Source organism: Nocardia grenadensis, assembly GCF_050942415.1.
Classification (GTDB): Bacteria; Actinomycetota; Actinomycetes; order Mycobacteriales; family Mycobacteriaceae; genus Nocardia; species Nocardia grenadensis.
On record NZ_CP192054.1, the window covers coordinates 3,129,558 to 3,153,569 of the forward strand.

Consider the following 24,012-nt stretch of genomic DNA (forward strand, 5'->3'; position numbering starts at 1 on the left):
CGGTGATCATCGGCGCCGCACGGACCAGCGACCGGACGATCCTTCGATGGCGTCCTCCGCGCCGGTGGTGGCCGGGGTGGCGCGGTGATTCTCGAGCTCTGATCAGGCGCGCCGCACCGGCATCCGTTTGATGCCGTGGACGAAATCGCTGTGGACGTATTCCGGTTCGTCGAGCACCACGTCGGGGATCCGGGAGAGCAGCTCATGGAAGAGCAGTCGCAGTTGCATCCTGGCCAGCCACGCACCCAGGCAGAAGTGGGCTCCGCCGCCGCCGAAACCAGAATGCGGATTGGGATCGCGGGTGAGGTCGAAGATATGGGGCGCGTCGAGTGCGGCCTCGTCGCGATTCGCCGAACAGTAGAAGAGCACCAGTTTCTCGCCCGCCCGCACCCGGGTGCCCGCGACCTCGGTATCGGTCACCGCGTGGCGGGCGAAATGAACGACCGGGGTCGCCCAGCGGATGAACTCCTCGACCGCGCCGCCGAGCCGGGACGCCGGATCTTCGAGCAGCCATTCGCGCTGCGCCGGATGGTCGATCAACGCCTTGAAGCCGTGGGAGGTGGTCTGTTTCAGGGTGTCGTTTCCCGCGGAAGCGAGCAGGACCATGAACGCACCGATCTCTTCGTCGGTGAGACGGTGACCGTCCACCTCCGCTGTCACGATCGCGGACATCAGGTCGTCGCGGGGTGCGCGGCGGCGGCGTGCGGCGAGTTCTGTTGCGGTGCCGTGCAGAACGGTGAACTGGGACATGAAGAAACCGGCCCGTTCCTCGAGGCTCGCGTATTCCTCGTCGCTGGAGCCGAACATCGCCTCGGCCGCGTACGCGACGGTTTCCCGGTCGGCACGGTCGATGCCGATCATGTCCGACACAGTACGCATGGGCAGTTTGCGCGAGAGGCTGTCCACGAGGTCCACCGGTTCCTCGCCGCGCAGGTCGGCGAGGAACTCGTCGACGATCTCGGCGGCGTTGGCGCGGATCTGGATTTCGATGCGGCGCACCTGTTTCGGGGTGAACGCGGCGCTGATGAGGCGCCGGTACCGCGTGTGCCGGGGCGGGTCCATGGTGAGGAAGAAACTGGTCGGCCGCTGCAACTCCACCGGCATCGGGTCCATGCTGATACCCAGGCTCGAGGTGAACAGGTCCGGGTGCCGGCTGATGTAGGCGATATCGTGCTGCCGGGTCACCGCCCAGAAGCCGGGTTCGGAATGCGGGAATACCGCGGGTGCCGGTGCGTGCCAGGTAAGTCCGGGTTCGGTGCGCAACTGGGCGAAGACTTCGTCGCGGGCGGCGAAGTCACGAGCCCAGAACGCCGGTCCGGAGATATCGAGCCGGTGGAAGCGGCGGGTTGTGGCCGGGGCGCTGTCGGCAGGTTTCATGAGCGGCTCCGGGCTCGGCAGACCATGGGTACCGCACGCGGTGCAGGCCGGGGACGAGCGCGCGCCGGTAGGAATACTGTAGTGCGCGGCCTGGTTCCCGGCGGCTGCTTCCGGTGAATCGGGTGGCGCTCGGCGTGCTCGCTGCCGGAAGTCGCGGAGAGGCGTCGGCACGTCCCGATACGTCGAACACTTCCGTGCCGGTCTCCCGAGATCTGCCCTGCCGCACGGAGACGGTGTCCGAGTCTCCGACAGGACCGGACAAGACCGAGAATTTCTGCGTACGGAAGCGAAAACTTATCGATTCGAGACATTCGTCGAGGAATCTGTTCTCCGAACGATGAATCCGCCGCACCGTGGTCGTCACGAGCGTCGAGCCCTTCGTGCCCATATCGTGCCGCACCACAACCGGACAGAGAGAAACCGATGACAGACACGCCCTTCCGTGCACCGGTCGGAGCCCGCCCGCCCGTCGGGGTCGACACCTCTCGGGCCAGTATCGCCCGGGTGCACGACGCCAGTCTCGGTGGTAAGGACAACTTCGAAGTCGATCGCCGAGCACTCGACTCGGTGCTGGAGGTCGCGCCGGGGATAGCGGAGGTGTCCCGGCGGAACCGGGCCTGGATGCGCCGGGTGGTCCGGTATCTCGCGGGAATCGTGGGGGTGGATCAGTTCCTGGACGCGGGTGCCGGGCTGCCGGCCGTGGGAAATACCCATGAGATCGCCCAGTTGGTGACTCCGCGGGCTCGGGTCGTGTACCTGGACAATGACCCGATGTGTGTCGTGCACGGCCGGGTGCTGCTGGAGACCAACGAGGACACGGTATACCTCCACGGCGACCTGACCGATCCCGATGTCCTGGGGCATAATTCGGCGGTGTGGCGCTATCTCGACCGCGCGCGGCCGGTGGCCGTCCTCTTCGGTTCGGTGCTACATCACATCGAGGACGCGGCGAATCCGCTGGGGATCGTCGCGGGGTGTGTGGAGGCGCTGAGCCCGGGCTCTTTCGTGGCGATCACGCACTACTGGGATCCGGCCGACGGTTCGCCCGCGCACGAATTGGCCCGGGCGGTGGAGCGGCGCTTCCTGGAGCGCGGGCTGGGGACCGGCTGGTACCGGAGCCGGGAGGAGATCGTTTCCTATTTCGACGGACTCGAACTCGTCGATCCCGGGGTGGTTCCGGTCGACCAGTGGTGGCCCGCGGGGCCGGTGCAGGCGCCGCAGACCGTCGAGGAACGGCTGCTGCTGGGCGGTGTCGGGCGTAAGAGCGAGCGTCCGGTGGCTCCGCCCGGCGACAGGTGAGACGTGGACCCGGTTGATTACGGATGCCGTGAGCTCTTCGAACGAACCGTGGACAGTGGCCGACGCACCCCGGTCAGCGGGAGGTGCGGGGTCGGATCAACCCCTCCTGCATCGTGGTCGCGCACAGCCGACCCGCCCGGTCCAGGATCTCACCGTGCGCGAGCCCACGACCACCACCCGCCCAGCGTCCGTACTGATCGTGCAGGAACCAGTCGTCGACCCGCAGGGGTGCGTGGAACCAGATCGAATGGTTGATCGTGGCCACCTGGAGTTCTCGGTCGCGCAGGGCCTCGCCGTGCGGTCCGGTCGTCGCCGAGAGCAACAGCAGATCACTCAGATACATCAGGCACGCGGCCTGCTCCAGACCTGTATCGGGCACCGGCGCCCGGGTGCGCAGCCATACCCGCTGCCGCGGTCCGGAGGCGGCGCCGCGCATGGCGTGCGCGCGGGCGGGTGGATCGGGGAACCGGGCGTCCACCCCGAGCGCGTCGAGGAAAGTGGTGGTCCAGCGCATGGCATCGCGGTCCTCGGCGAAGATCTCCGCCGGATCGGGCACCTCGTCGGGGCCGGGAGTGTCGAGTGCGGCGACCTGATGGGCCAAACCGTCCTCGGAGCGATGGAACGAGGCGAGCATCGTGAAGATCACGCGACCGTTCTGGGTCGCCTCGACCCGCCGGGTGGAGAAGGAGCCGCCGTCCCGCGCCGGCTCCACCACGAACTCGGTGGGCACGGTGGTGTCGCCCGGAAGCAGGAAATAGGTCTGCGCGGAATGGATGGGCCGGTCCACCGGGGCGGTAAACCCTGCCGCCAGCACCGCCTGACCGGCGACTTCGCCGCCGTAGCTGCGGCGTGCGGGCCCGTCGTGGGTGCGGCCACGGAAGCGGTGGTCCCCGACGCGTTCGAGAGCGAGCCGGTCGGCCACCGATTCCGCGGGCCGCACGCTCTCCAGGGTCATGGCCACCTCCGTGGGGCACGATACGGCCGTGTGCCGCGATTTCGGACAAGGTCGGATCCCATTATGGTGCCGGTGTCCGGCGCGGCGGGGCGCCGGACACCGGCACGGTTCCGGAGCGCGGGCCGGCCGTGCCCCGGTTCGTGGCGATTCACTTGGGCGCGAAGCGCATTCCGGCGTCCAGCCGCAGGCATTGGCCGTTGAGCATGCCGTTCTCGACAATGGCGGCGGCCAGCTTCGCGTACTCCTCCGGGCGGCCCATCCGCTTGGGGAAGGCATTGCCGGCGACCAGCGGGGTGACCATCTCCTCCGGCACTCCGGCGAGGATGCCGGTATCGAAGAGCGACGGCGCGATGGCCAGCACCCGGACACCGACCGAGCCGAGGTCGCGTGCCATTGTCAACGCCATGCCGGCGATACCGGCCTTGGCGGCGGTGTAGGCGACCTGCCCGATCTGGCCCTCGAAGGCGGCGATGGAGGCGGTATTGATGATGACGCCGCGTTCGCCGTCGGCATCAGGTTCGCCCTGGCTCATATGCCAGGCCTGCAGCCGGTTGAGATTGAAGGTGGCGATCAGGTTCAGATTGATGATCTGGGTGAACGATTCCAGATCGTGCGGCCCTGTCTTGGACAGAGTGCGCTTGGCGATCCCGCCGCCGGCGGTGTTGACGGCGATATCGAGGCCGCCCAGCTCGGCCACCGCGTCGGCCAGCACGGTTTCGATTCCCGCATGGTCGGTGACATCGGCCTCGAAGAAGGAACCACCGAGATCGGCCGCGGCCTTGTTGCCCTCACTCGCGGTCCGGTCGATGATCACGACCTCGGCCCCGCGCGCGGCCAGGAGTTCGGCGCTGGCCCGTCCCATCCCGGAGGCGCCGCCGACGACGACTGCACGTGTTCCCTGAATCTCCATGGTCCCTGTCTTTCTCGGTGTGATGCCCGGTCGTCGCACGCCGAACGTATACCGGCCTACGTTATAGCGGCGGGGTGCGGCCGGGCCACGGTTTTCGTAGAAGTGTCGGTGATAGTGCCGGTCGGGCGCTCGGGGCAGACCGAGCCGGTCCACCGCGACGGATCCCGCATCAGTCCGACCGGCATTCGGGCCGGCCGGATCCGCGCGGCACCAGGACTGTGCGGTAGAGCCCCGGGGTCTGCGACATCCAGACCTGCTCGTCACGCCCTGATAGTGGCCCATCGGGATATCGGCGGCGAAGGTATCGGCACCACCGGATCGGCGCTGCGGAAGGTGATCGGGCCGCGGTCTCGCTGCTGTGTACCGATACCGGCGAGCAGTTCGCCGAGCTCGGCGTGCGGATCGAAGATGTCGTCGGTGGCGGATGCGGCCAGCGCCGCGGTCAGGCGGTCGGTGAATGTCATCGGTATGCCCCAGCGAATCGAGCAGTGGAGGCGGGAGGGTATCGGTTTTCGCGCGCGGGTACTCACGGTCTTGACAACTTGGTCGACGCGGTTGTTGGCCGAGCCGCCGGTGCGTCGGGGAAATCGGCCAGGCGAATCGGCTGCTCGGCGTAGTGGTCAGCCGTCCTCGACGACACAACGAGCCAGCCGTAACCGGCCCCACTCCGACGATGGGGCATTACGGTGGAGCACGAAGACCTCCGATGGATGGGTGCGTTCCTGGACAGCTCGCACTTCACTCGGAGGTCTTCGCCTTTGTCAGCTCGACACGCCGTCATCAACGTTCATGGTCAGTACATCTAGCCCGCCGGGTGAGGGCTGATGTCGTCAGATCGGGGTGGTGTTGTTCAGTCGGTGGCGGGGTCGAGAAGTTCGAAGACGGGGTGCCGCTCGGCCTCGGCGACGAAGTGTTCGACGGGATCATCGCGGGTAGCCGCGAAGTACTTTCGTGTCGCGGACGCGATCTGGATGTAGCGCTGCAGCACGGGCGCGGCTTCGACGTCGGAGACCTCGCGGAGGAGGTAGTCGCTGCCGGTTCGGCGCCGGACAAGCCGCACCCGCCCGGCGGCTCGGGCATTGTGGACCCAGCCGACCGCGCCGTACGGAGCGACAAGCCATCGCCGGTCGTCGTGCTCGACGATCAGCACCGGATTGTGTCGCAGCAGGCCGGTGCGTCGACCGCGGGTGGTGAGTACGTAGGAGTGCGGCACCACACCGGCCCGGGGCAGGGCGGTCATCACGGTGTTCTCGATCCGGTGCAGCCGACCCGGAGTGTACTGCCGGGCGGGACTCGATTCAGCAGAATTGGACATGGACATCTTCACTGCGCACGACTCCCAGCCTAGCCGAACCGGCCACAATGCGTGCGTGGCGATCTCGCCGATCCTAGGTGCCGACCTGGAGGTTCTGCGCGGCGAGTCCGACGGTCGCCGGTCCGGAGGCGACCAGCATCCGCTGAAACGCCTTCTGCTCCCGTATACCCCGCGCTTCGGCGCGTGCCCGCGCGCCCGGGCTGATCCGGGCGGCCGTGCTGCGGAAGAGATTGACCGGCAACCGCAGCATCGGATACCACGGCGGCATATACGGCCACAGTCCGAGCTTGCGCATGGCGGCGGGGCCCAGGTACATGGTGGCGATCGAAAGGTGCTGTGCGCGGGCGATTCTGCCGCGCAGCCACGGCAGGTTGGGGTAGTTCCAGGTGAGCGGGTCGTTCGCCATCGGCAGCGCGAGCCGGCGGGTGGTCTCGTCCGGGTTGGTGATGGCGGTCATGCAGTGGTAGAGGATCCGCACACTGTCGCGGAATCCGGTGGGTAGCCATTCGTCGGCGACGCCCATGAGCCACCCCACGTAGCGCGCGAGATGAGCGGCCGCTTCCCGGTCCGCCCGCGACGGCAGGATGCCCATCGCCATCCCGCCGATGAACGGTGCGATAAGGGCGCCGACCAGCGTCGCCGCCATATCCGTCTGATTGATCGGTAGTCCCCAGGCGTCGCCGTCCCAGTCCGGCATGGCGCCCACGTGCCGGCGGACCAGTGAATGGACGAAGCGGACGTGCAGGGTCGAACGGTAGCCGGGACCGAACGTCTCCATTCCGTTCTGGACGTCCAGCGCCCACTGCATGGTTTCGGCGAACCGCTGCGCGGGACCCTTCTCCAGGGCTCCGGTGCGCAGCAGGGTCTTGTTGAAGCCCGAGGCGAGATAGCCGCCGAGGAAGGAGACATCCCGTGCCAGGTACAGCCCGTCGAATCCGCCGCGGCGCAGGACCTGTTCGCCGCGGCGCAGCGCCTGCTCGTCCAACCAGGGTGGGGGTGTCTCCACGGCGGTGAAGAATTCGCGCAGCGGGGCGGGGGCGTCCGGCACCGAATCGATACCGGCGCGCAGGGCCTGTTCGAACAGCGGCCGGGTGGCGCCCATCCCCGTTGTGATCATCCAGTCGACCAGCGAATCCATCGGTTCGTCCCCGACCAGCAGGGAGGTGCCCATGGCGTCCCACTGCTCGGCGTCGGGCGCGCCGATACCCATCAGCAGGGCGAACGGTCGCAGTCCTGGGACCCGGACCGGAGCGGCGGGGTGTCGGGTGGGAATCGCGGCACCCGTGTTGTCGGAACCCATGAAACGAATGTATGGACTGTGTTACATTGTGTCAATCATGGGATCTGCGAGGCCCGGGAGACGCAGATGAACGATGCCCGTCGATAGTCGTGATCGGAGGCGGGCTCGCCGGCCTGGCCGCCGCGATATGGCTGGCCGAGGCCGGGAAACAGGTGACTCTGCTCGATCGGCTATCCGACCATCGATCTGGACATGCTGTACATCACCGGCGCCGAGCGGGCCTTCGCTCGATACGGTGTCGATGTCTGGTTCCGGGCGGTGGCCCGCCGGATCCTGGTCGCCGACGGTCTGGTGTGCCGCCGCGGCCGATCGTCACCGCTGAGTACGGGGAATCCGGTCGCGCGGTAATCCGCACGGCGGTCGCGCCGCCGGCCGGGAACCGGTTCGGGGCCGGTACGGACGCGCCGGTACGCCGGCCGGGCCGGCATTGCGCCGACCTCGGAGCCGGGGCCGCGGTGCCTAGGATCGACGAGTAATACGGGGCCGACAAGGAGCTACGACCGTGGTGAAGATTTCCCGGACCACTCAGGTGTCCGACAGTATCGTGGTGGACATCGATCCGGCGACTGCCTACGACGCGGTGACCGATGTGACGCAGATGGGCAGGTGGAGTCCGGAGAACACCGGGGCCGTGGTCCCGGAGCCGGGCCGGCCCGTCTACCCCGGAATGGAGTTCATCGGCGCGAATCGGCGCGGCGCCATGCGCTGGCACACCGGATGCACGGTGGTGGTCGCCGAGCGGCCGGGCCGCTTCGTCTTCGAGGTCCGTCGGTGGGGAGTGTGGAAGCCGTTGCTGCCGGTGGCTGTGGCCACCTGGGAGTACCGGTTCGAAGAAGTGGCCGGCGGCACCCGGATCACCGAGACCTGGTACGACGACCGCGCCGGCTGGCCGGATACGCCCGCCCTGTGGTTCGACCGGATCGCCACCGGGAAGCGAGGCTTCGCCGAATTCCAGAAGGGCAATATCCGGCGGACCCTGGAACGGATGAAGGCCGAACTCGAGACCGGCCGCGAATTCTGAACCCGCCTCACCTGCGAGGAACGGGGCCACAGGGTTGCCGTAATCCAGCTCCGATCAGTGCGTTGATAAGCCCGATCGTTATCAGGACGCAGGGTTCGGCCGAGCATCCGATTGGTTATTGGCGCTGGTCCGGGCAGATGTCTACTTCTGCCCTTGTCCGCGGAGGATCTCACGGGCGCTCTGCTTGTCGGCTGTCCCGGCCGTCGCGTTCCGGGACGGGGCACGGCGCGGTGGTCTGCCGCGCCGGGACGCCGCGGCTGCCGGTTTGCCGGTGTCCGAGATCCCGATGCCCATCGATTGGGATTTCGCCCTCGCCGAGACCCGCGGGGAGATGAAGGCCGCATCCAGTTCGGCCCGGTCCACCCGGATCGGGTTGTGCGAATCGCTCCGCGGCGAGTAGAACGGGTTCTAATTCAGAGCTCCCGTAGAGACCGTGCCCCTCGACCGGAATGAGAACCGTGCCTGTAGCGCTGACCGCCGACCAGGCGGCACTGGCCGAAACCGTGACCGGATTCGCCGACCGCCGCGCCGGTCGCGGATACCTCCGCGAGAACACCGAACGCCTGAAAGCGGGTGTCCGGCCAGATTTCTGGCCCGACCTGGTGGCACTCGGCCTGGCCGGCGTTCATCTGCCGGAATCGATCGGCGGCCAGGGCGGCACCCTCGACGATCTGGCGGTGGTGGTCGCCGAATCCGGGCGGGCGCTGCTGCCGGGTCCGCTGCTGCCCACCGTGGTCGCGAGCGCGGTCCTCGCCGCCGCGGCGGGGGAGGACCGCGTCGAGGTCCTGCTGCGGAAGTTCGCCGCCGGGGCGACCGGCGCGGTAGTCGCGCCCGAGCACGCGATCACGATGGCGGGCGGCTCCGGCGATGCCGTACTGCTGAACGGCGCGACCGGGCCGGTGCTGGGTGCCGCCTCGGCCGAACTGTTCGTGGTGGCCGCGGCGTCCGGGACGGAGATCCGATGGTTCGTCGTCGACCGGACGGCCGTGGGACTCGAGGTCGAGGTGCAGGACGGAGCCGACCTGGGCCGCGATATCGGGAGTATCCGGTTCACCTCGGTCGCCGTCGAGGCGCCGGTCGCACTCGATACCGAGCGGGCCGTCGCGGTCGCCGTGGCACTATCGGCCGTGGAGGCCGCGGGGGTGATCCGCTGGTGTTCGGACACCGCCACCGCCTATGTCACCTCGCGTACCCAGTTCGGCCGGCCGATCGGCGCCTTCCAGGCGGTACAGCACCGCACCGCGCAACTACGGATCACCAGCGAACTCGCCACCGCAGCGGCCTGGGACGCGATTCGCGGCCTGGACGACGACGCAGGACAGCGGACGCACGCGGTCGCCGGGGCGGCGCTCAGCACTCTCGGCAACGCGGTACACGCGGCCGTGGAATGTCTCGGCCTACACGGCGCGATCGGGTTCACCTGGGAGCACGATCTGCATCTCTACTGGCGGCGGGCCATCGCGCTGGCCGCGCTGGCCGGACCGGTGGAATCGTGGGAGCGGCGGCTGGGCGAGGCGGCCCTGCACGGTCCGCGTACCTTCACCGTGCCCCTGCCCGAGACGGATTCGTCTTTTCGGGAACAGGTTTCGGAGATCCTGGACCGGGCAGCGGAACTGGACAACCCGGGTCCGTCGAAAATCGGCGACAGCGATGCGGTGAACCCCGGCCCGCGCCGGACGCTGCTGGCCGACAACGGCCTGGTTTCGCCGCCGATGCCGCGGCCCTACGGGATCGAGGCCGGGCCCCTCGAACAGCTGATCCTGCAGGACGAGTACGACCGCCACGGGATCACCCAGCCCTCCATGGGAATCGGGCAGTGGGTGGTACCAATCGTGCTGCACCGAGGCACACCCGAACAACTGGACCGGTTGGCGGCTCCCGCGCTGCGCGGCGAAGAGATCTGGTGCCAGCTGTTCAGCGAACCGGAGGCCGGATCCGACGTCGCCTCCCTGAGCCTACGGGCCACCCGGGTCGAGGGCGGATGGGAGCTGAACGGGCAGAAGATCTGGACCACGCTGGCCCATCGTGCCGACTGGGGGTTGCTGCTGGGCCGCACCGACCCGGACGCCGAACGGCACCGCGGGCTCACCATGTTCCTGGTCGATATGCACGGCACCGGGGTGACGGTCCGCCCGATCACCCAGTCCAGCGGCGATGCCGAGTTCAACGAGGTCTTCTTCGACAACGCCTTCGTGCCCGATTCGATGGTCCTGGGCGAGCCGGGGCAGGGCTGGACGCTGACCCTGGAGACGCTGGCGCAGGAACGGCTTTTCATCGGCGGTGTCCGCGATCCCGGCCACAACAAGCGGATCAGGGAGATCATCGAGCGCGAGGAGTACGCCGGCAGCCGGGACGACGCGCTGCGCACGCTCGGTCGTATCAGTGCGCGGGGCGCGGCAGTCTCGGCGTTGAATCTGCGCGAGACGATCCGGCGGCTGGACGGTCAGCCGATCGGCCCCGCGACGAGTGTCGCCAAAGCGGCGGCTTCCATGCTGCACACCGACGCCGCGGCGGCTGCCCTCAACCTGATCGGCCCGGCCGGAGCCCTCGGTGAAGCGGTCTCTGAACCGGTGCACCACGAACTGGATATTCCCACCTGGATCATCGGCGGCGGGACGCTGGAGATCCAGCTCAACACCATCGCGACGCTGGTGCTCGGGTTACCTCGCAAATAACGCGCGGACCGCCCGGCCCGGTGTGCCCGGGACCCCGGATCGACCCATAACCGAGGGCGGGCACCCCTGTTACCCCGTCGGTAGCGTGACCGAGCGACTACCCGCGATCCTGCGCGCCGGCCTGCGCCTACCCGTTATCGCCGCTCCCATGTTCATCGTGTCCGGTTCCGAACTGGTCCTCGCCCAGTCGAAGGCGGGGACCGTCGGCTCTTTCCCGGCGCTCATAACGCGTAGTACCGACAAGCTGCGGAAATGGCTCACCCGGATCGCGGGTGAGTTGGCCCCGACGCCGGGGGCGGCACCGCCTTGGGGTTCCTGAACTCCGGTGCGGCCAAGGCGTGGCGCGATATCTGGGGCGCGGGGCACGGTATCGGCGCAGTGACCGAGATCGGTCCCACCGCGGCCGTGGTCGACCGGCTCGCCGCGGAGTACGACCGGGCGCGGGCGCCGCGCTGGGCTGATCGACCTCAGCTCAGCGGGTGCGCGCGGAAGAAGTCCCAGATGAGCGCGGTGGCGCTGATGGACTCGGTGTCGGTGCCGACCAGGGCCGCTGGGAAGATTTCCGATGGGGTGCCGAACCAGAGGTGACCGCCTCCGATCACCGACCACAGCTGGACCTCGGCCCCCGCCGGGCACGGATAAGCCGTTAGGACCACATCGCCGGTGACCTGCTGCTCGACCGGCTCGGCCGCACATCCGTTGCGCCGGGCCCAGGCGGCGGCACTCTCCGGAATCGAATGCGGGCCAAGGCCTTCCACTTCCGGTCCCCGTGCGCGGGATCGGCCGAACCGGATCCGTCCGGCGACGGGAGCAGCCGCGCGTTGGGGCCGGTGCCGCCCTCGTAGGCGACGATGGGGTCCGCGGTGCCGTGCAGGGTGATCACCGGGACCGGCCGGGCGGGTGTGCACCAGTCGAATTCGGTCAGCTCCGCCACCGGGGTGATGGCGGCGAGCCGATCGGCCAGCTGGCAGCCCAGTGACGAGGTGGTGAAACCGCCCATGGACAGCCCGGTGGCGTAGATCCGCCGGGTGTCCACGCACAGTGTGGATTCCACCTCGGTGAGCAGATCCGCCAGATAGCCGATATCGGCCAACCCGGGTCCGAAGTCCCAGCGGGGCACGCCGGGCCGCAGTAGTTGCGGGGTGAGGGTGACGAAGCCGTGGGTGCGTCCATAGGCGCCGAACTCGGTGCTTGCCGTAATTCTGGATTCACACAGTTTCGGGCCCTGGACGTGCCCGCGGCGCGCCCTCCGGCCGGCCGCGGGCGCGACGCGCATCGCGCCTCGTGTTTCAGCTGTTCGCGCGGGCCAGCAGCGCGTCGAGTTCCTCGGCCGTCATCAGCCCGCCGAGGTTCAGGGCGATCCGCCCGATCGGGATGGAACCGATCATTCGCGCCATATCCACCCCCGGATCGGTACCCGCCGAACTCCCGGGTTCACCGATGAGTGGCCGGAGTTTCGCGCCGAGTTCCGGTCCGGCCACTGGGTTCGCCATGACCTCGGCGAGGGTCGATTCCCGGGTGAGTGGTACCCGGATCTCGTCGCCGTCGACCCGGACGGTCGCGCGCACCGGCAGATCCCGGCTGGAACGACCGATGGACAGCAGGTATTCGCCACCTTCCACGATCCAGCGACCGGCGGGCTCGTGCCAGCGGGCGAGTTCCCGCCGGGGTATCCGGACAGTGACCTTCTGCGCCGCAGCGGGTTCCAGCTCCACCGTCGCGAAACCGGCGAGTTCCCGCGGCGGGCGCAGTATCGACGAGGTCACCGGGCTCGTATAGACCTGGACGACTTCCCGGCCCGCGCGGGCGCCGGTGTTGGTCACTCGCACCGTCACCGTGACTCCATCCGCATCGGCTATCGCATGCGGTTCGGCGTAGGCGAAAGTGGTGTAGGTCAGTCCGTGTCCGAACGGGAAACTCACCTCGAGTTCGCGGCGGTCGTACCAGCGGTAACCGACGAAGATCCCTTCTCCGTAGCGGACATGGCCCTGTTCGCCCGGGAAATTGTCGTAGGCGGGCACATCGGCGAGCCGCAGTGGGATCGTCTCGGTCAACCGGCCCGTCGGTGCGGTGATGCCGAACAGCAGGTCGGCGACCGCGCCACCGGCCGCCTGGCCCAGTAGTGCCGCGTCCAGGATCGCGTCCGCGTCCGCGACGACGGGCGCCAGCCGCAGGACACCGCCGTGCGCCAGGACCACGACGACTCGGTCCTGCACCGCGCGGACGGCGTGCAGTAGCTCGAGCTGGTCCGCGGGCAGTTCGATATGGTCGCGATCGAAACCCTCGGATTCCTGTGCGGCCGTGAGCCCCAGGAAAAGTACGGCGACATCGCCCCGGGCAGCCGCCTCGACGGCCTCCGCGCGCAGATCCGTGGCCGCGGAATCGGACCCGGTATCGAAGCCGCGTGCGTAGGTGACCAGCGCCGATCCGGCGTGGGCGCGGATCTCGTCCAGCGCGATATCGACCCGGGTGGCGGTGACATGAGACGATCCGCCGCCCTGGTAGCGCGGTACGGTCGCGAATTCGCCCAGCACCGCGATATGCCCGCCGGGGGACAGGGGTAGCAGGTCGTGCTCGTTCTTCAACAGCACCGCGCAGCGGCTCGCGACGGTACGGGCGAGAGCATGGTGCTCGTCGGCATTCCACTCGGTCGCCGGATCGGCATGGCCGGCAGCACGGACGGCCAGGGCCGCAATACGACGCGCGGACGCTTCCAGGACCCGGGGTTCCAGCGAGCCGTCGGCGACCGCGGCGGCCACGCGCCGGTCACCGGCCGCGTCGGCGCCGGGCATTGTCAGATCCAGTCCGGCGGCGACCGCGGCGACCCGGTCGTCGACCGCGCCCCAGTCGCTCACCACCGCCCCCGTGAACCCCCACTCCTCGCGCAGGACTTCGGTGAGCAGCCAGTGGTTCTGCGCCGCGTACACGCCGTTGATCTTGTTGTAGGAGCACATCACCGTCCAGGGGGCGGCCTCCCGCACCACGTGCCCGAACGCGTGCAGATAGATCTCGCGCAGCGGGCGCGGATCGACATCCGAACTCGAGGTCATCCGTTCGTGTTCGGTATTGTTCGCCGCGAAGTGCTTCAGTGATGCGCCCACACCCTGCCGCTGGAGTCCGCGGACCCAGCCGCCGGCCAGCGCGGCGGTCAGCCGGGGATCCTCGGAGTAGTACTCGAAGTTGCGGCCGCAGCGCGGATCCCGCTTGATGTTGATCCCGGGCCCCAGCACGATGTGCACACCCGCGGCCCGGGCCTCCTGGCCGATCGCCGCCCCCACCAGGGCCGCCAGCTCCGGATCCCAGCTCTGCCCCAGCCCCACCGCGGGCGGAAAACAGGTGGCCGGAATGCTCGGGCCGATTCCGAGCGCGTCACCGGCGTGGTCCGGCTTCTGGTAGCGCAGGCCGTGCGGGCCGTCGGAGAGAGTGATCGACGGGATATCGCCGATCGGCTCGGTCGACCAGAAGTCGCGGCCACTGCCCAGCCGGGCACGCTGCTCGACCGACAGCGGGGTGACGAGGTCGTCCGGGGTGGACGCGATCGGGTCCGGCATACGACTCCTCCTGGCGGTTCGGCACTGCTGTCGAACCTAGCCGCTGGGAGTGGTGCGGTGGTGGATACGACCAGAGCGTTGCGGGGCAGGCGTCGCCGGTACCGGTGGCCGGGTCAGGAACCGACCGGGCCGTAGTCCAGGTGCAGCACGCCGTTGGCGTACACGTCGTGGCCTTTCAGCGCGAACTTCGTGGCATCGACCCCGTCGGTGAACAGTTTCTCTCCTTTGCCCAAGGCGATCGGATACACGAACAGATGCAGATCGTCGACCAGGCCGTCGGCGAGCAACGCCCGGACCAGGGTGCCGCTACCACTGATGTAGATGATTCCGTCGATCTCGTCCTTCAGCGTGCGGATCCGGTCGGGATCGTAGGCGCCCAGGGGGACGCTGTTGGCCCATTCGACCTGCGGCTCTTGTGCGCCCACGACGTACTTGACGGTGTCGTTGAAGAACGGGGCGCCCGGATCGTCGTCCACGGTGCGGGTGGACCACGCCGGTGCGAACATCTCGAAAGTGTTGCGACCGAGCAGGATCGCCTTCGCCGCGTCGGTGATCGCGGCGAGGGTTTCGCCCATCTGCGGATCGAACCCGAACTCGAAGGTGAACGACGGGTCCTCGTACGATCCGTCGAGGGAGACGAACTCGTGCACGGCGATGGTTCCCATGATGATGTCCTTCCTGACAGCGGCTCGGTGTGTGCCACCGCTCTGCGGTGAGCCGCCGGGGTTGTCGGTCTCGTTCGGGTAGACGGGACAGCACAGGCTTTCTCATCGGCACCCGCCGATCTCGCTCCGGTGCGCATTCTCGGCAGCGGGAGGATGATGCCGGGTCGCGGGACGGATTTCTGTTCGGTGAAGATAATGCTGGGGACTTCTCACCAGCGGGGATGTTCGGCGGCGCGCCGATGGAACTCTGTTGAGAAAGTGGTGGTGTACTGGGCGCGGGACGGAGGGCGATGGTCGTCGCAAAGAGCTGGACACTCCGTCGTCCGTGGAACGCTCCGCTCCTGAATCCCTATATCGACTACGCCGAGAAGGTTCTCAAGAAACTACAGAACGCCCTGGGTGACCGTACCGCGACGAGCCTCACCGCCCAGCAGTTCGCCCGACTGGCCGGCGAGCGTCCCGGCGACAGCGAGCTCGGGGACAAATACGAGCTGTTGGATAAGCAGGTCGCGGCCTACATAGAGGACTGGAACACCCTCGACAACCAGATCGCCGAACTCGCCGCCCTGGCCGCCGACGATGCCAACGGCGTCACCGGCTACTTCGAGGACTTGCGCACCGCGATCGTCGAGATCACCGACAGCGTCCCGGACAACCCCACCACCCGGCAGCAGTTCGACGCGGTGGTCGCGATCGACAACGCCATCGGCGCCACCGTCCGCAAGGTGCAGTCCGCCCACAACGAACTGGAGAACAAATCCCTGCAGGTGCCGCAGGACCGGTCGGGAGGTACCACCGCGTCGCCGGGACGTAGTGGCTCCCCGATGAGCCCGCTGATGGGCGGCGGGTCCTCGGGTGGTGGTGCCTCCGGCCCGGGCGACGATTCCGGCTCCGGCGGCGAGATCACCGGTACCTCCGGCAGACCGACCAAGATGCCGACCGGTGATCTGGCGCAGTGGATCGATCAGGCCATCGAGATACTCCAGCAGAACGGATACAACGTCACGGACTCCGACGCTGCCATCATCGCGACGATGATCGAGAAGGAGTCCAGCGGCAATCCGAACGCGATCAACCTCTGGGACAGCAATGCGGAAGCGGGCACACCGTCCAAGGGGCTGATGCAGACCATCGATCCGACTTTCAATGCTCATGCCCTGCCCGGCCACACCGATATCTGGAATCCGGTCGACAACATCTGCGCGGGCACCGCCTACGCTATCGACCGGTACGGTTCGCTCGAGAATGTCCCCGGGATCGTCAATATGTCCCACGGCGCCGGTTACGTCGGATACTGACCGTAATTCACCGGGGGCGAGGGGATCCGATCACCGGTGTCATTCGGAAGTCGACGACCACGCTGAAGAGCGTCGATATCCCCGCGGGTAGCGATAAGGGCACATTCACCATGGAGATGTCCGGAGGTGATGGGCACCTCGACCACGACCGACATGGCCTACGGCCTGGCCGAGGGGACGGTGGCTGGAAGATCTGCGGCATTCTCGATCCGGGTATCGACATAGACGATTCGGGCTTCGGTCTGGGCGGCCGTTAGGATCCCGGCTCGCTACTCTCGGCGGCGCGGGGCGGTTCCACGCCGCCGAGTTACGCGGTGGCCCATCTTCGTGGACCTGCCGTCTCCGGGGCGGCGACGGTCGCACCGCACCACGGGACGGCGTATATGAATGAAAGGCTGCGGCGCACCCCGCAGCGCCGCAGCCATGCATTCCCACACGCTGGGTCGGTCCCGAGCGGCTGTTGTGCGGTTCGTTGCCGTCGGCGGGAGATCCGGGCCGACGGTGACCGGCGATATCCGCGGTGAGGCGGCGACGCTCTCGCTCGGTGCCGAGTTCGTCGTCCACGGACCGGGATCGCGGCCCGGTGGATCCGCGGTCACCTGTGTTCGACGGCGACACAACAACGGTGCCGGCCGCGCGAAGGCGACCGGCACCGTTCTGTGTCTCCGACCCTACGGCCTCCGGCAGCCGCGATAAGAGGGGCGGATGCGACAGGAAACGCTCTGTTTGCGACACCGCGCAGGTGATCGGAGTGCGCGCCCGCTCAAAATTTCTCCGGTGATAGGGACCGTCCGGTTTTCGATCGAGCTGTCCGAACCGTATCCTCCGGGCGTGGACGTCGGAATTCTCGTGGTGGACGGTGTGGCCGATCTCGGTCTGGGCGCACTGCTCGGTACGTTCGGTACGGCCAACGCACTGCGCAAGGAGTTGCGGAACCCGCCGCCTCCTTGGAATATTCGCACGGTGTCGCAGGGCTCCTCGGTGCGTTCGGGGAGCGGAAATCTGGTGCCGACCACCCCGCTGGGGGAGATCCCGGCGCCGCTGGACACGCTGGCGGTGGCGGCGGTGGACATTCTCGAACCCGAGCCCTTGGTGGAGCTGGTCACCGATGCGGAACACACACGGGTCCTGGAGCACATCCGGGGGGCGCGGGCGGAGGGAGTGCATCTGGCCGCCGCCTGCACCGCGACCTTCTTCCTGGCCGAATCCGGGGTGCTCGACGACTCCCCGGCGACGACCAGCTGGTGGCTGGGCGCCTGTTTCCGCGGGCGCTATCCCCGGGTTCAGCTGGACGAAAGCTGCATCGTCTGTCACGGGGACGGGATCACCACCGCGGGTGCCTCGCTCTCACATATGGATATGGCGCTGTCGCTGATCTACCGGACCAGTCCGGAGCTCGCGGAACGCGCCATGCGATACCTCGCCGTGGGGCCGCGGGCCAGTCAGACGCCCTACGCGATACCCGAAGTGATGGCCCGCGGTAGTTCGCTGATCGCCGGCTACGAACGCTGGGTGCGCGACCATCTCTCGGAACAGTTCCTGATCGCCACCGCCGCGCGTGAACTCGGTGTCACCGAACGCAGCCTGCAACGCGCGACCCGCGCCGCGCTCGGGATGTCACCGAAGGATTTCGCCGACGATATCCGGCTCGACCGGGCGACTCACCTGCTACGTTCCGGCGGTCTCACCGTGGGCGCGGTCGCGCGCGAAGTCGGATACGTCAATGCCAGCGCGTTGCGTGCCCTCGCCCGCCGCCGGCGCGGCCAGTCCCTGGCCGAGATCCGCGCCCACCGCCTCCCCTGGTAGGTGCGGTCCGTCCGGTTCCGGTGGCGGCGAACGAGGTGATCCCTACACTGTCCGCATGTCTGTTCGACGGCTGACCGCCGCCTTCCTGCTCGGTGCTGCCGCGTCGCTGGGGATTTCGGCCTGCACCGCGACGGGACCGGGAGCGCGGAGCGAATGCGACGTCAGCGGCTGCACCGTGAGGTTCGAGCGGGGGGTACAGGCGAAGATCAGCGTGCTCGGTGTGGATACCGAACTCACCTCCGTACAGGGCGATCTCGTCACCCTGTCGGTGGCGGGCCGGCCGGTCACCGTGCCCATGGGAGAGTCCGGTTCGGTGCAGGGCCTGAACCTGGCGGTGCAGGAGATCACCCAGGACACGGTCGTGGTGCGGCTCGCCACCGGCCTGTGAGCTCTCCCCCGTCGTGTGAGATCAGCGGGGCTCGGGCGCCCGCCGCTCCGCCCAGTGGGGTTCGGCGCGACCATACCCCGGCGCCGGGAACGGGTAGTCCGGGTATTCGGCCAGGGCCGGCGCCGCACTGACGACCTGTCCATGGGTGACGGTGCTCCCTGGACCGGGTACCGCCGGCGCCGCATGGTCGGGTGTGCGGCCTCGTTCCGAGAGCAACCAGGTCGCGGTGCGGGCCAGCGACACCCGCACATCCCGGCCGCGGCCGTCGCTCACACGGGCGGCGAGCGCGTCGACGATACCGGCCGCGAGCAGGTAGCCGGAGGCGTGGTCGAGTGCCTGCGCGGGGAGCGCCCCGGGCACTGCGGACGCCCCCTCGATCACGGCGATTCCGGTGGCGGCCTGCACGATGCTGTCGAACCCACGCCGGCCCGCCCACGGCCCGGTGAACCCCCAGGCACTCACCCGGGCGTGTACGAGCCCCGGCCGTCCGGCGAGACCGAGCCTTTCCAGCGCGCCCGGGCGGTACCCGGTCACCAGAACGTCGGCCGAGTCCAGCAGCGACTCCCAGGCCGCGGAGCCCGACCGCAGGTCCAGCAGGGTCGAGTGTTTGCCCTGGCAGGTGTCGGTGTACTGCCAGGAGATCTCCGGCAGGCCCGGCGGGTCGGCCCGCAGGACTTCGGCCCCCAGCAGCGCCAGCGCCCGGGTGGCCACCGGCCCGGCGATCACCCGGGTCAGATCCAGTACTCGTACGCCTTGTAGTGGCTGATACGGAGTCCCCGGTAGCGGCGGCGTATACCGGCGCCGGTCACCGCGTTCCACCAGCGCGACCAGCGGACCGGCCCCGGCGGCAGCGGCCTGCGGTCCGGCCCGCCACTGTGCTTCGTCGCGTACCCGGATCACGATGGCGCCCCGAGCCGCGGCCAGCTCTTCCAGATCGGCGGCACGGATCATGGCCATCTGGGCCTCGGCGAGTTCCCGCGGCGCGTCGGTGGGGAGTTCGAGGGCCGACAGCAGCCGGGCGCGGTGATGCGGATAGTTGGCGTGGGTGCGTACCCAGCCGTCGAATGTGGGAAAGAAACCGGACAGGTCGGCGAACCCCTCGACGGGGGCACCGGCGATCCGCAGCAGCCGGTCACTGGCGAAGGACGCCGCGATACGTTCGGGATTCAGTCGGTGCCGGATCGGCGTGGTCGCGGTGGCCTGCCGGTACCGATCGGCGGCCGCGACGAACGCCTGGACCGATCCCGCGGCCAGCCCCCACACCGGCAGGGTGGCGGCGAGATACTGCCCGGGGTCGGGCCAGTTCACCGGGTCCGACTCACCGACACCTGCCCCGTCTTCGTAATCACGGACCAGCCGTGCGCCCACGTCCACCGCACCGAGGGTAGTGGGCCGTGGGCACGGTGAAGGCCCGGTCATCCGATGGCACAGCGATTTTCATCACACCGTCACCGGCGGGCACGGATCAGCCGGCGACCCGCGCGTTCGGACCGTGCGGATGATGGGCGCGCCACCACAGCCCGGCCCACGACACGAGGACACAGGCCGCCACCAGCAGTTGCACCTCGGCGAGCATGCTCTCCGGGTAGATCACCCCGGTCAGGTAGTGGTCGATGAACCCCTCCGGCGGCAATCCCGAGACCCCGGCGCGGTGCCGGGCCCAATTCTCCGCGTAGGTGAGCGGGCAGTCGTAGCCGACCAGCACCGTGCCGAAACCCCAGGCCGCGGCGGCCCCGTGCAACCAGATCGTGCGCGGGAACCGCCACGCCAGGAAGCCACCCGCCACCACGTAGCCGATGAACAGCAGATGCAAGGCGGCGACCATATCCGCGATCAGCCGATACCACACCCTTCCAGGGTATGTCCTCGGATGGGTTACGGCATCGGGTTCACCACGGGGAAGGCCGGTAGTCCTTCAGGAAACAGCCGTAGAGGTCCTCACCGGCTTCGCCGCGCACGATCGGGTCGTAGACCCGGGCCGCGCCGTCCACCAGGTCGAGCGGGGCGTGGAAACCCTCGTCGGCCAGCCTGATCTTCGTGTAGTGCGGTCGTTCGTCGGTGATCCAGCCGGTGTCCACCGCGGTCATCAGGATACCGTCGGTTTCGAGCATCTCTTTCGCGCTGGTCCGGGTCAGCATGTTCAGCGCCGCCTTGGCCATATTGGTGTGCGGATGCCCCGGCCCCTTGTAGCCGCGGGAGAACTGACCCTCCATCGCCGAGACGTTCACCACGTACTTCCGGCGGGCGGACGCCGCGGCCAGCGCGGGCCGCAACCGGGAGACCAGGATGAACGGGGCGACCGAATTGCACAGCTGGACCTCCAGCAGTTCGGTGGGGTCCACTTCGCCCACTGTGTGCACCCAGCTGTTGCTGTGGGCGAGGTCGGGTACCAGGCCGCCGGCATCGATCGCCACCCCGCGGGCGATGCGGTCAGGGGTGGCCGACCCCGCCACCAGCGCGAGTTCGGCCACATCGGCGCCGGACAGGGTGGGAACCAGCGAGGCGGTCAGCGCGGTCGGATGGGCGCGGGTGGTCTGTCCGAAGGTCACCTTCTCGGGCAAACGGCCGGCGGGCAGCGGCCCGTCTTCGGCGGCGGCCAGGGCACTGTAGGCACCGGGGGAGCGGCGTACGGTCTGCGCGGCATTGTTGATCAGGACATCGAGCGGTCCCTGAGCCGCGACATCGTCGGCGAGGGCCACCACCTGGGCGGGATCCCGCAGGTCGATACCGACGATGCGCAGCCGGTGCAGCCAGTCGGCGCTGTCGGCCTGGGCGGCGAAGCGGCGGATCGCGTCGTTGGGAAAGCGGGTGGTGATGGTCGTGTGCGCGCCGTCGCGCAGCAGCCGCAGCGCGATGTACATGCCGATCTTGGCGCGTCCGCCGGTGAGTAGCGCGCGACGGCCGGTCAGATCGGTGCGGGCCTCGCGGCGGTCGTGGCTCATGGCCGCGCAGTCCGGGCACAGCTGGTGGTAGAACGCGTCGACGCGGGTGTACTTCTCCTTGCAGATGTAGCAGCCGCGGGGGCGCAGGAGGGTGCCGGCCGACGCACCGGTGGTACTGGAGCTGATCGGGATACCGGCGGTCTCGTCATCGATGCGGTTCGGTGAACCGGTGGCGGTGGCGGCGACCACCGCGCGGTCCGCCGCGAGTTTCGCCTGCCGGGCGGCGAGGCGGCGCTGTCGTTTGAGCTCCTTGAACATCCGGCCGACCGCGCGCTGCACGGTGGCCGAATCCGGATGGCCGGGATCCAGCTGTCCTGCCTGGTCGAGAACGCGCAAACAGGTGGCGAGGTCTTTCGGGTCGATACTGGGCGCGGCCATCGGTGCGGAAGAAGTCCTTCGTGAGCTGGGAAAGCGTGCGCACCATTGTGGCAAAACGGTCGTGGTGCGACCGGAGCCGGGCCGCCGCGACCGTCCGGGCACCTGCTCCGGAGGCGTCGTCAGCCATGGGAACGCGCCTCGTTGACATCGCGCCAATAGTGCGGAAAAGTCGTTGACGATCCGGTGCGTCGGCGCCGGGCCGGTTGATCACGAACAGAGGACGCGGATATGGCACGCCCCGCATGGAGCGACGACGAGGTCGAGGCGGTACGGGAACTCGCGCGTAACTACTTCGAGAAGGAAGTGGTCCCGCACGAGGAGAAGTTCATCGAGCAGGGCCATCCGGACAAGGCGCTCTACCGGCGCGCCGGGGAACTCGGCCTGCTGTGCCCGGCGGTCCCGGAGGAGTTCGGCGGTGGGGGCGGCAGCTTCGCCCACGAGGCCGCGATCATCGAGGAACAGGTGCGCGCCGGTGACGGAGCCCTCGGTATCCCGGTGCACAGCTCGATCATCGCGCCCTATCTGGCCGAATTCGGTTCCGAGGAGTTGAAGAAGCGGATACTGCCCAAGGCGAGCAGTGGCGAGATGGTGCTGTCGATCGGGATGACCGAGCCGGGCACCGGATCGGACCTGCAAGCGATCAAGACCCGGGCCGTCCGCGAAGGCGACGAGTACGTGATCACCGGGTCGAAAATCTTCATCTCCAACGGCTGGCTCTGCGACGGCATCATCATCGCCGCGAAAACCGATCCGGAGAAGGGCGCCGCCGGAGTCTCGCTGCTCTTCGCCGAGGTCGGCGACGACACCCCCGGCTTCACCCGCGGTCGCATCCTGTCCAAGATCGGTGGCAAGGGCCAGGACACCGCCGAGCTCTTCTTCGACGGACTGCGGGTGCCCGCAGTGAACCTGCTCGGCGGCGCCGAGGGGCAGGGTTTCTACCAGATGATGCAGCTGCTGGCCCAGGAACGGCTGGTCACCGCCATCATGGCGGTGACGATGATGGAACGCGCCGTCGAACTGACCGTCGAATACACCAAGGGCCGCGAGGCCTTCGGCAAACCGCTGTTCGCCATGCAGAACACCAAGTTCGAACTGGCCGAATGCGCGACCATCGCCCGGACCAACCGGGTCTTCCTCGATGACTGCATCACCCGGCACCTGCGCGGGGAACTCGATATCCAGTCGGCCGCCATGTCGAAGTACTGGTCCACCGATCAGCTCGGTGTCGTCGTGGACCGTTGCCTGCAACTCTTCGGCGGCTACGGCTATATGACCGAATACCCGATCTCCCAGCTGTACACGGGCGCCCGGGTGCTGCGAATCCTCGCCGGCAGCAACGAAGTGATGAAGGATCTCATCGCGCGTGGGCTCTGACCTCGAACCTCCATTCGCCCCCGTCGCCGACCTGCCCGCCGGCCCCGGCTCGTCCGCGGCCGGCGGGCACGGCACCGACGACCAGCCGCGGCGCCGCCGGCTCGAACCGGATGAACGCCGCGCCCAGATCCTCGCCCAAGCCATCGAGATGTTCGGCGAACGTCCGTACGCGGCGGTGTCCACGGCCGAACTGGCGCAGCGTGCCGGGGTGGCCCGCGGCCTGATCAACCACTACTTCGGCAACAAACGTGACCTCTACCTCGCGGTGGTCCGCCGGATGGTGACCTTGCCCCGCGCCGACGAGTTGGCCGTACCCACGGGCACCACCCGGGAACGGGTCGAGGCCAGCGTGCACTGGTTGCTCGACACGATCTCCGAGCACGGCAGCACCTGGGTCAAGGTGACCAGCCACGAGGGGGTCGGCGACGACCCGGAGGTACAGCAGATTCTCGACGCGGCCGACGACGCGGCCGCACAGCGGCTGCTGGCGATGATCGGTCTCGCCGACGGTGCGGGTTCGGCGGAGCCGCGACGCGCGATGGTCCGCGCCTACGGTGGCCTGGTCAAGGTGGCCGGCCGGGAGTGGCTGACCCGAGGGACCATGACCCGCGACCAGGTCCACGCGCTGCTGGTCGACATGCTGAGCACTTTGGTCACCGAATCGCTGCCGCGGGTGCGCCGCGGGCACTGAGTCACTATGGCCCGGCGCAGCGGACCGGCCGGGTGTTTCGGGGTGGTGGCCGGCCCTGCTTCGGCCA

The 24,012-nt window shown here is 68.6% G+C and carries 24 protein-coding genes and 1 pseudogene; 13 read left to right on the forward strand and 12 right to left on the reverse strand.

Annotation, left to right across the window (positions count from 1 at the left end; translation table 11 throughout):
- Positions 1–102: 102 nt before the first annotated feature.
- Entirely contained in the window at positions 103–1,377 is a 1,275-nt protein-coding gene (locus ACQPYS_RS14290) for a cytochrome P450 (protein ID WP_433492891.1), read from the reverse strand.
- A 423-nt stretch (positions 1,378–1,800) separates the two neighbouring features.
- Here ACQPYS_RS14290 and ACQPYS_RS14295 point away from each other — a divergent pair, with 423 nt between their 5' ends.
- Positions 1,801–2,676, forward strand: coding sequence for an SAM-dependent methyltransferase (locus ACQPYS_RS14295; protein WP_433492892.1), 876 nt, complete (start codon positions 1,801–1,803; stop codon positions 2,674–2,676).
- 73 nt (positions 2,677–2,749) lie between these two features.
- Here the strand turns inward: ACQPYS_RS14295 and ACQPYS_RS14300 are convergent, their stop codons facing one another.
- From ACQPYS_RS14300 to ACQPYS_RS14320, 5 genes are all read right to left on the reverse strand, one after another.
- Positions 2,750–3,631, reverse strand: a complete 882-nt coding sequence (locus ACQPYS_RS14300; RefSeq protein ID WP_433492893.1) for an acyl-CoA thioesterase — start codon at positions 3,629–3,631, stop codon at positions 2,750–2,752.
- A gap of 148 nt (positions 3,632–3,779) precedes the next feature.
- Positions 3,780–4,541 (reverse strand): SDR family NAD(P)-dependent oxidoreductase, encoded by a 762-nt coding sequence (locus tag ACQPYS_RS14305; protein WP_433492894.1) that lies wholly within the window; start codon positions 4,539–4,541, stop codon positions 3,780–3,782.
- A gap of 260 nt (positions 4,542–4,801) precedes the next feature.
- The gene (locus tag ACQPYS_RS14310) at positions 4,802–5,005 is read right to left on the reverse strand and encodes a hypothetical protein (RefSeq protein ID WP_433492895.1); all 204 of its coding nucleotides are present in this window, start codon (positions 5,003–5,005) and stop codon (positions 4,802–4,804) included.
- Positions 5,006–5,391: 386 nt separating this feature from the next.
- The gene (locus ACQPYS_RS14315; protein ID WP_433492896.1) at positions 5,392–5,856 is read right to left on the reverse strand and encodes a nitroreductase family deazaflavin-dependent oxidoreductase; all 465 of its coding nucleotides are present in this window, start codon (positions 5,854–5,856) and stop codon (positions 5,392–5,394) included.
- A 73-nt stretch (positions 5,857–5,929) separates the two neighbouring features.
- A complete protein-coding gene (locus tag ACQPYS_RS14320) occupies positions 5,930–7,156 on the reverse strand; it encodes an oxygenase MpaB family protein (RefSeq protein WP_431938206.1) in 1,227 nt (408 codons plus the stop codon).
- Positions 7,157–7,167: 11 nt separating this feature from the next.
- On the opposite strand from ACQPYS_RS14320, the pseudogene ACQPYS_RS14325 reads away from it, so the two are divergent.
- The 7 genes and pseudogenes from ACQPYS_RS14325 to ACQPYS_RS14355 form a co-directional block, all read left to right on the forward strand.
- A pseudogene (locus ACQPYS_RS14325) lies at positions 7,168–7,311 on the forward strand (FAD-binding protein); the annotation flags it as partial.
- A 37-nt stretch (positions 7,312–7,348) separates the two neighbouring features.
- Positions 7,349–7,504, forward strand: coding sequence for a hypothetical protein (locus ACQPYS_RS14330; RefSeq protein WP_433493167.1), 156 nt, complete (start codon positions 7,349–7,351; stop codon positions 7,502–7,504).
- 154 nt (positions 7,505–7,658) lie between these two features.
- On the forward strand, positions 7,659–8,177 hold the full coding sequence (locus tag ACQPYS_RS14335) for an SRPBCC family protein (protein WP_307718752.1): 519 nt from the start codon (positions 7,659–7,661) through the stop codon (positions 8,175–8,177).
- 184 nt (positions 8,178–8,361) lie between these two features.
- Positions 8,362–8,577, forward strand: a complete 216-nt coding sequence (locus tag ACQPYS_RS14340; protein WP_433492897.1) for a hypothetical protein — start codon at positions 8,362–8,364, stop codon at positions 8,575–8,577.
- A gap of 49 nt (positions 8,578–8,626) precedes the next feature.
- Complete coding sequence (locus tag ACQPYS_RS14345) at positions 8,627–10,852, forward strand: acyl-CoA dehydrogenase family protein (protein ID WP_433492898.1); 2,226 nt, start codon at positions 8,627–8,629, stop codon at positions 10,850–10,852.
- An 85-nt stretch (positions 10,853–10,937) separates the two neighbouring features.
- Complete coding sequence (locus tag ACQPYS_RS14350; protein WP_063034450.1) at positions 10,938–11,171, forward strand: hypothetical protein; 234 nt, start codon at positions 10,938–10,940, stop codon at positions 11,169–11,171.
- Positions 11,159–11,440, forward strand: coding sequence for a hypothetical protein (locus ACQPYS_RS14355; RefSeq protein WP_433492899.1), 282 nt, complete (start codon positions 11,159–11,161; stop codon positions 11,438–11,440). Before ACQPYS_RS14350 ends, ACQPYS_RS14355 begins: the two co-directional genes overlap by 13 nt.
- 58 nt (positions 11,441–11,498) lie before the next feature.
- Here ACQPYS_RS14355 and ACQPYS_RS14360 read toward each other — a convergent pair whose 3' ends face one another.
- From ACQPYS_RS14360 to ACQPYS_RS14370, 3 genes are all read right to left on the reverse strand, one after another.
- Positions 11,499–12,128 (reverse strand): alpha/beta hydrolase family esterase, encoded by a 630-nt coding sequence (locus ACQPYS_RS14360; protein ID WP_433492900.1) that lies wholly within the window; start codon positions 12,126–12,128, stop codon positions 11,499–11,501.
- Between the two features lie 13 nt (positions 12,129–12,141).
- Positions 12,142–14,403, reverse strand: a complete 2,262-nt coding sequence (locus ACQPYS_RS14365) for a glycoside hydrolase family 3 C-terminal domain-containing protein (protein WP_433492901.1) — start codon at positions 14,401–14,403, stop codon at positions 12,142–12,144.
- A gap of 113 nt (positions 14,404–14,516) precedes the next feature.
- Positions 14,517–15,068, reverse strand: coding sequence for a dihydrofolate reductase family protein (locus ACQPYS_RS14370; protein ID WP_063034453.1), 552 nt, complete (start codon positions 15,066–15,068; stop codon positions 14,517–14,519).
- A 290-nt stretch (positions 15,069–15,358) separates the two neighbouring features.
- On the opposite strand from ACQPYS_RS14370, the gene ACQPYS_RS14375 reads away from it, so the two are divergent.
- From ACQPYS_RS14375 to ACQPYS_RS14385, 3 genes are all read left to right on the forward strand, one after another.
- On the forward strand, positions 15,359–16,366 hold the full coding sequence (locus ACQPYS_RS14375; RefSeq protein WP_063034454.1) for a transglycosylase SLT domain-containing protein: 1,008 nt from the start codon (positions 15,359–15,361) through the stop codon (positions 16,364–16,366).
- Positions 16,367–17,197: 831 nt separating this feature from the next.
- Entirely contained in the window at positions 17,198–18,172 is a 975-nt protein-coding gene (locus ACQPYS_RS14380; RefSeq protein WP_433492902.1) for a GlxA family transcriptional regulator, read from the forward strand.
- 55 nt (positions 18,173–18,227) lie between these two features.
- A complete protein-coding gene (locus tag ACQPYS_RS14385) occupies positions 18,228–18,560 on the forward strand; it encodes a hypothetical protein (RefSeq protein WP_063034456.1) in 333 nt (110 codons plus the stop codon).
- Positions 18,561–18,581: 21 nt separating this feature from the next.
- On the opposite strand, the gene ACQPYS_RS14390 is transcribed toward ACQPYS_RS14385, so the two are convergent.
- The 3 genes from ACQPYS_RS14390 to ACQPYS_RS14400 form a co-directional block, all read right to left on the reverse strand.
- The gene (locus ACQPYS_RS14390; RefSeq protein ID WP_433492903.1) at positions 18,582–19,934 is read right to left on the reverse strand and encodes a CoA transferase; all 1,353 of its coding nucleotides are present in this window, start codon (positions 19,932–19,934) and stop codon (positions 18,582–18,584) included.
- A 91-nt stretch (positions 19,935–20,025) separates the two neighbouring features.
- On the reverse strand, positions 20,026–20,409 hold the full coding sequence (locus ACQPYS_RS14395; RefSeq protein ID WP_063034457.1) for a DUF2784 domain-containing protein: 384 nt from the start codon (positions 20,407–20,409) through the stop codon (positions 20,026–20,028).
- A gap of 40 nt (positions 20,410–20,449) precedes the next feature.
- Entirely contained in the window at positions 20,450–21,880 is a 1,431-nt protein-coding gene (locus ACQPYS_RS14400) for an SDR family NAD(P)-dependent oxidoreductase (protein WP_433492904.1), read from the reverse strand.
- A 228-nt stretch (positions 21,881–22,108) separates the two neighbouring features.
- Between ACQPYS_RS14400 and ACQPYS_RS14405 the strand changes: the two genes are divergently transcribed.
- Positions 22,109–23,254 (forward strand): acyl-CoA dehydrogenase family protein, encoded by a 1,146-nt coding sequence (locus tag ACQPYS_RS14405; RefSeq protein ID WP_063034459.1) that lies wholly within the window; start codon positions 22,109–22,111, stop codon positions 23,252–23,254.
- Between the two features lie 31 nt (positions 23,255–23,285).
- Positions 23,286–23,945, forward strand: coding sequence for a TetR/AcrR family transcriptional regulator (locus ACQPYS_RS14410; RefSeq protein ID WP_063034504.1), 660 nt, complete (start codon positions 23,286–23,288; stop codon positions 23,943–23,945).
- The last annotated feature ends 67 nt before the right edge of the window (positions 23,946–24,012 follow it).

What these genes read in the sequence shown, in the direction of transcription:
- ACQPYS_RS14375 (WP_063034454.1), top strand. Translation starts at nt 15,359, where the DNA reads ATGGTCGTCGCAAAGAGCTGGACACTCCGTCGTCCGTGGAACGCTCCG.
- ACQPYS_RS14310 (WP_433492895.1), bottom strand. Translation starts at nt 5,005, where the DNA reads ATGACATTCACCGACCGCCTGACCGCGGCGCTGGCCGCATCCGCCACC.
- ACQPYS_RS14365 (WP_433492901.1), bottom strand. Translation starts at nt 14,403, where the DNA reads ATGCCGGACCCGATCGCGTCCACCCCGGACGACCTCGTCACCCCGCTG.
- ACQPYS_RS14320 (WP_431938206.1), bottom strand. Translation starts at nt 7,156, where the DNA reads ATGGGTTCCGACAACACGGGTGCCGCGATTCCCACCCGACACCCCGCC.
- ACQPYS_RS14305 (WP_433492894.1), bottom strand. Translation starts at nt 4,541, where the DNA reads ATGGAGATTCAGGGAACACGTGCAGTCGTCGTCGGCGGCGCCTCCGGG.
- ACQPYS_RS14345 (WP_433492898.1), top strand. Translation starts at nt 8,627, where the DNA reads ATGAGAACCGTGCCTGTAGCGCTGACCGCCGACCAGGCGGCACTGGCC.
- ACQPYS_RS14385 (WP_063034456.1), top strand. Translation starts at nt 18,228, where the DNA reads ATGTCTGTTCGACGGCTGACCGCCGCCTTCCTGCTCGGTGCTGCCGCG.
- ACQPYS_RS14400 (WP_433492904.1), bottom strand. Translation starts at nt 21,880, where the DNA reads ATGGCCGCGCCCAGTATCGACCCGAAAGACCTCGCCACCTGTTTGCGC.
- ACQPYS_RS14290 (WP_433492891.1), bottom strand. Translation starts at nt 1,377, where the DNA reads ATGAAACCTGCCGACAGCGCCCCGGCCACAACCCGCCGCTTCCACCGG.
- ACQPYS_RS14315 (WP_433492896.1), bottom strand. Translation starts at nt 5,856, where the DNA reads ATGTCCAATTCTGCTGAATCGAGTCCCGCCCGGCAGTACACTCCGGGT.
- ACQPYS_RS14330 (WP_433493167.1), top strand. Translation starts at nt 7,349, where the DNA reads ATGCTGTACATCACCGGCGCCGAGCGGGCCTTCGCTCGATACGGTGTC.
- ACQPYS_RS14300 (WP_433492893.1), bottom strand. Translation starts at nt 3,631, where the DNA reads ATGACCCTGGAGAGCGTGCGGCCCGCGGAATCGGTGGCCGACCGGCTC.
- ACQPYS_RS14360 (WP_433492900.1), bottom strand. Translation starts at nt 12,128, where the DNA reads ATGCGCGTCGCGCCCGCGGCCGGCCGGAGGGCGCGCCGCGGGCACGTC.
- ACQPYS_RS14295 (WP_433492892.1), top strand. Translation starts at nt 1,801, where the DNA reads ATGACAGACACGCCCTTCCGTGCACCGGTCGGAGCCCGCCCGCCCGTC.
- ACQPYS_RS14405 (WP_063034459.1), top strand. Translation starts at nt 22,109, where the DNA reads ATGGCACGCCCCGCATGGAGCGACGACGAGGTCGAGGCGGTACGGGAA.
- ACQPYS_RS14370 (WP_063034453.1), bottom strand. Translation starts at nt 15,068, where the DNA reads ATGGGAACCATCGCCGTGCACGAGTTCGTCTCCCTCGACGGATCGTAC.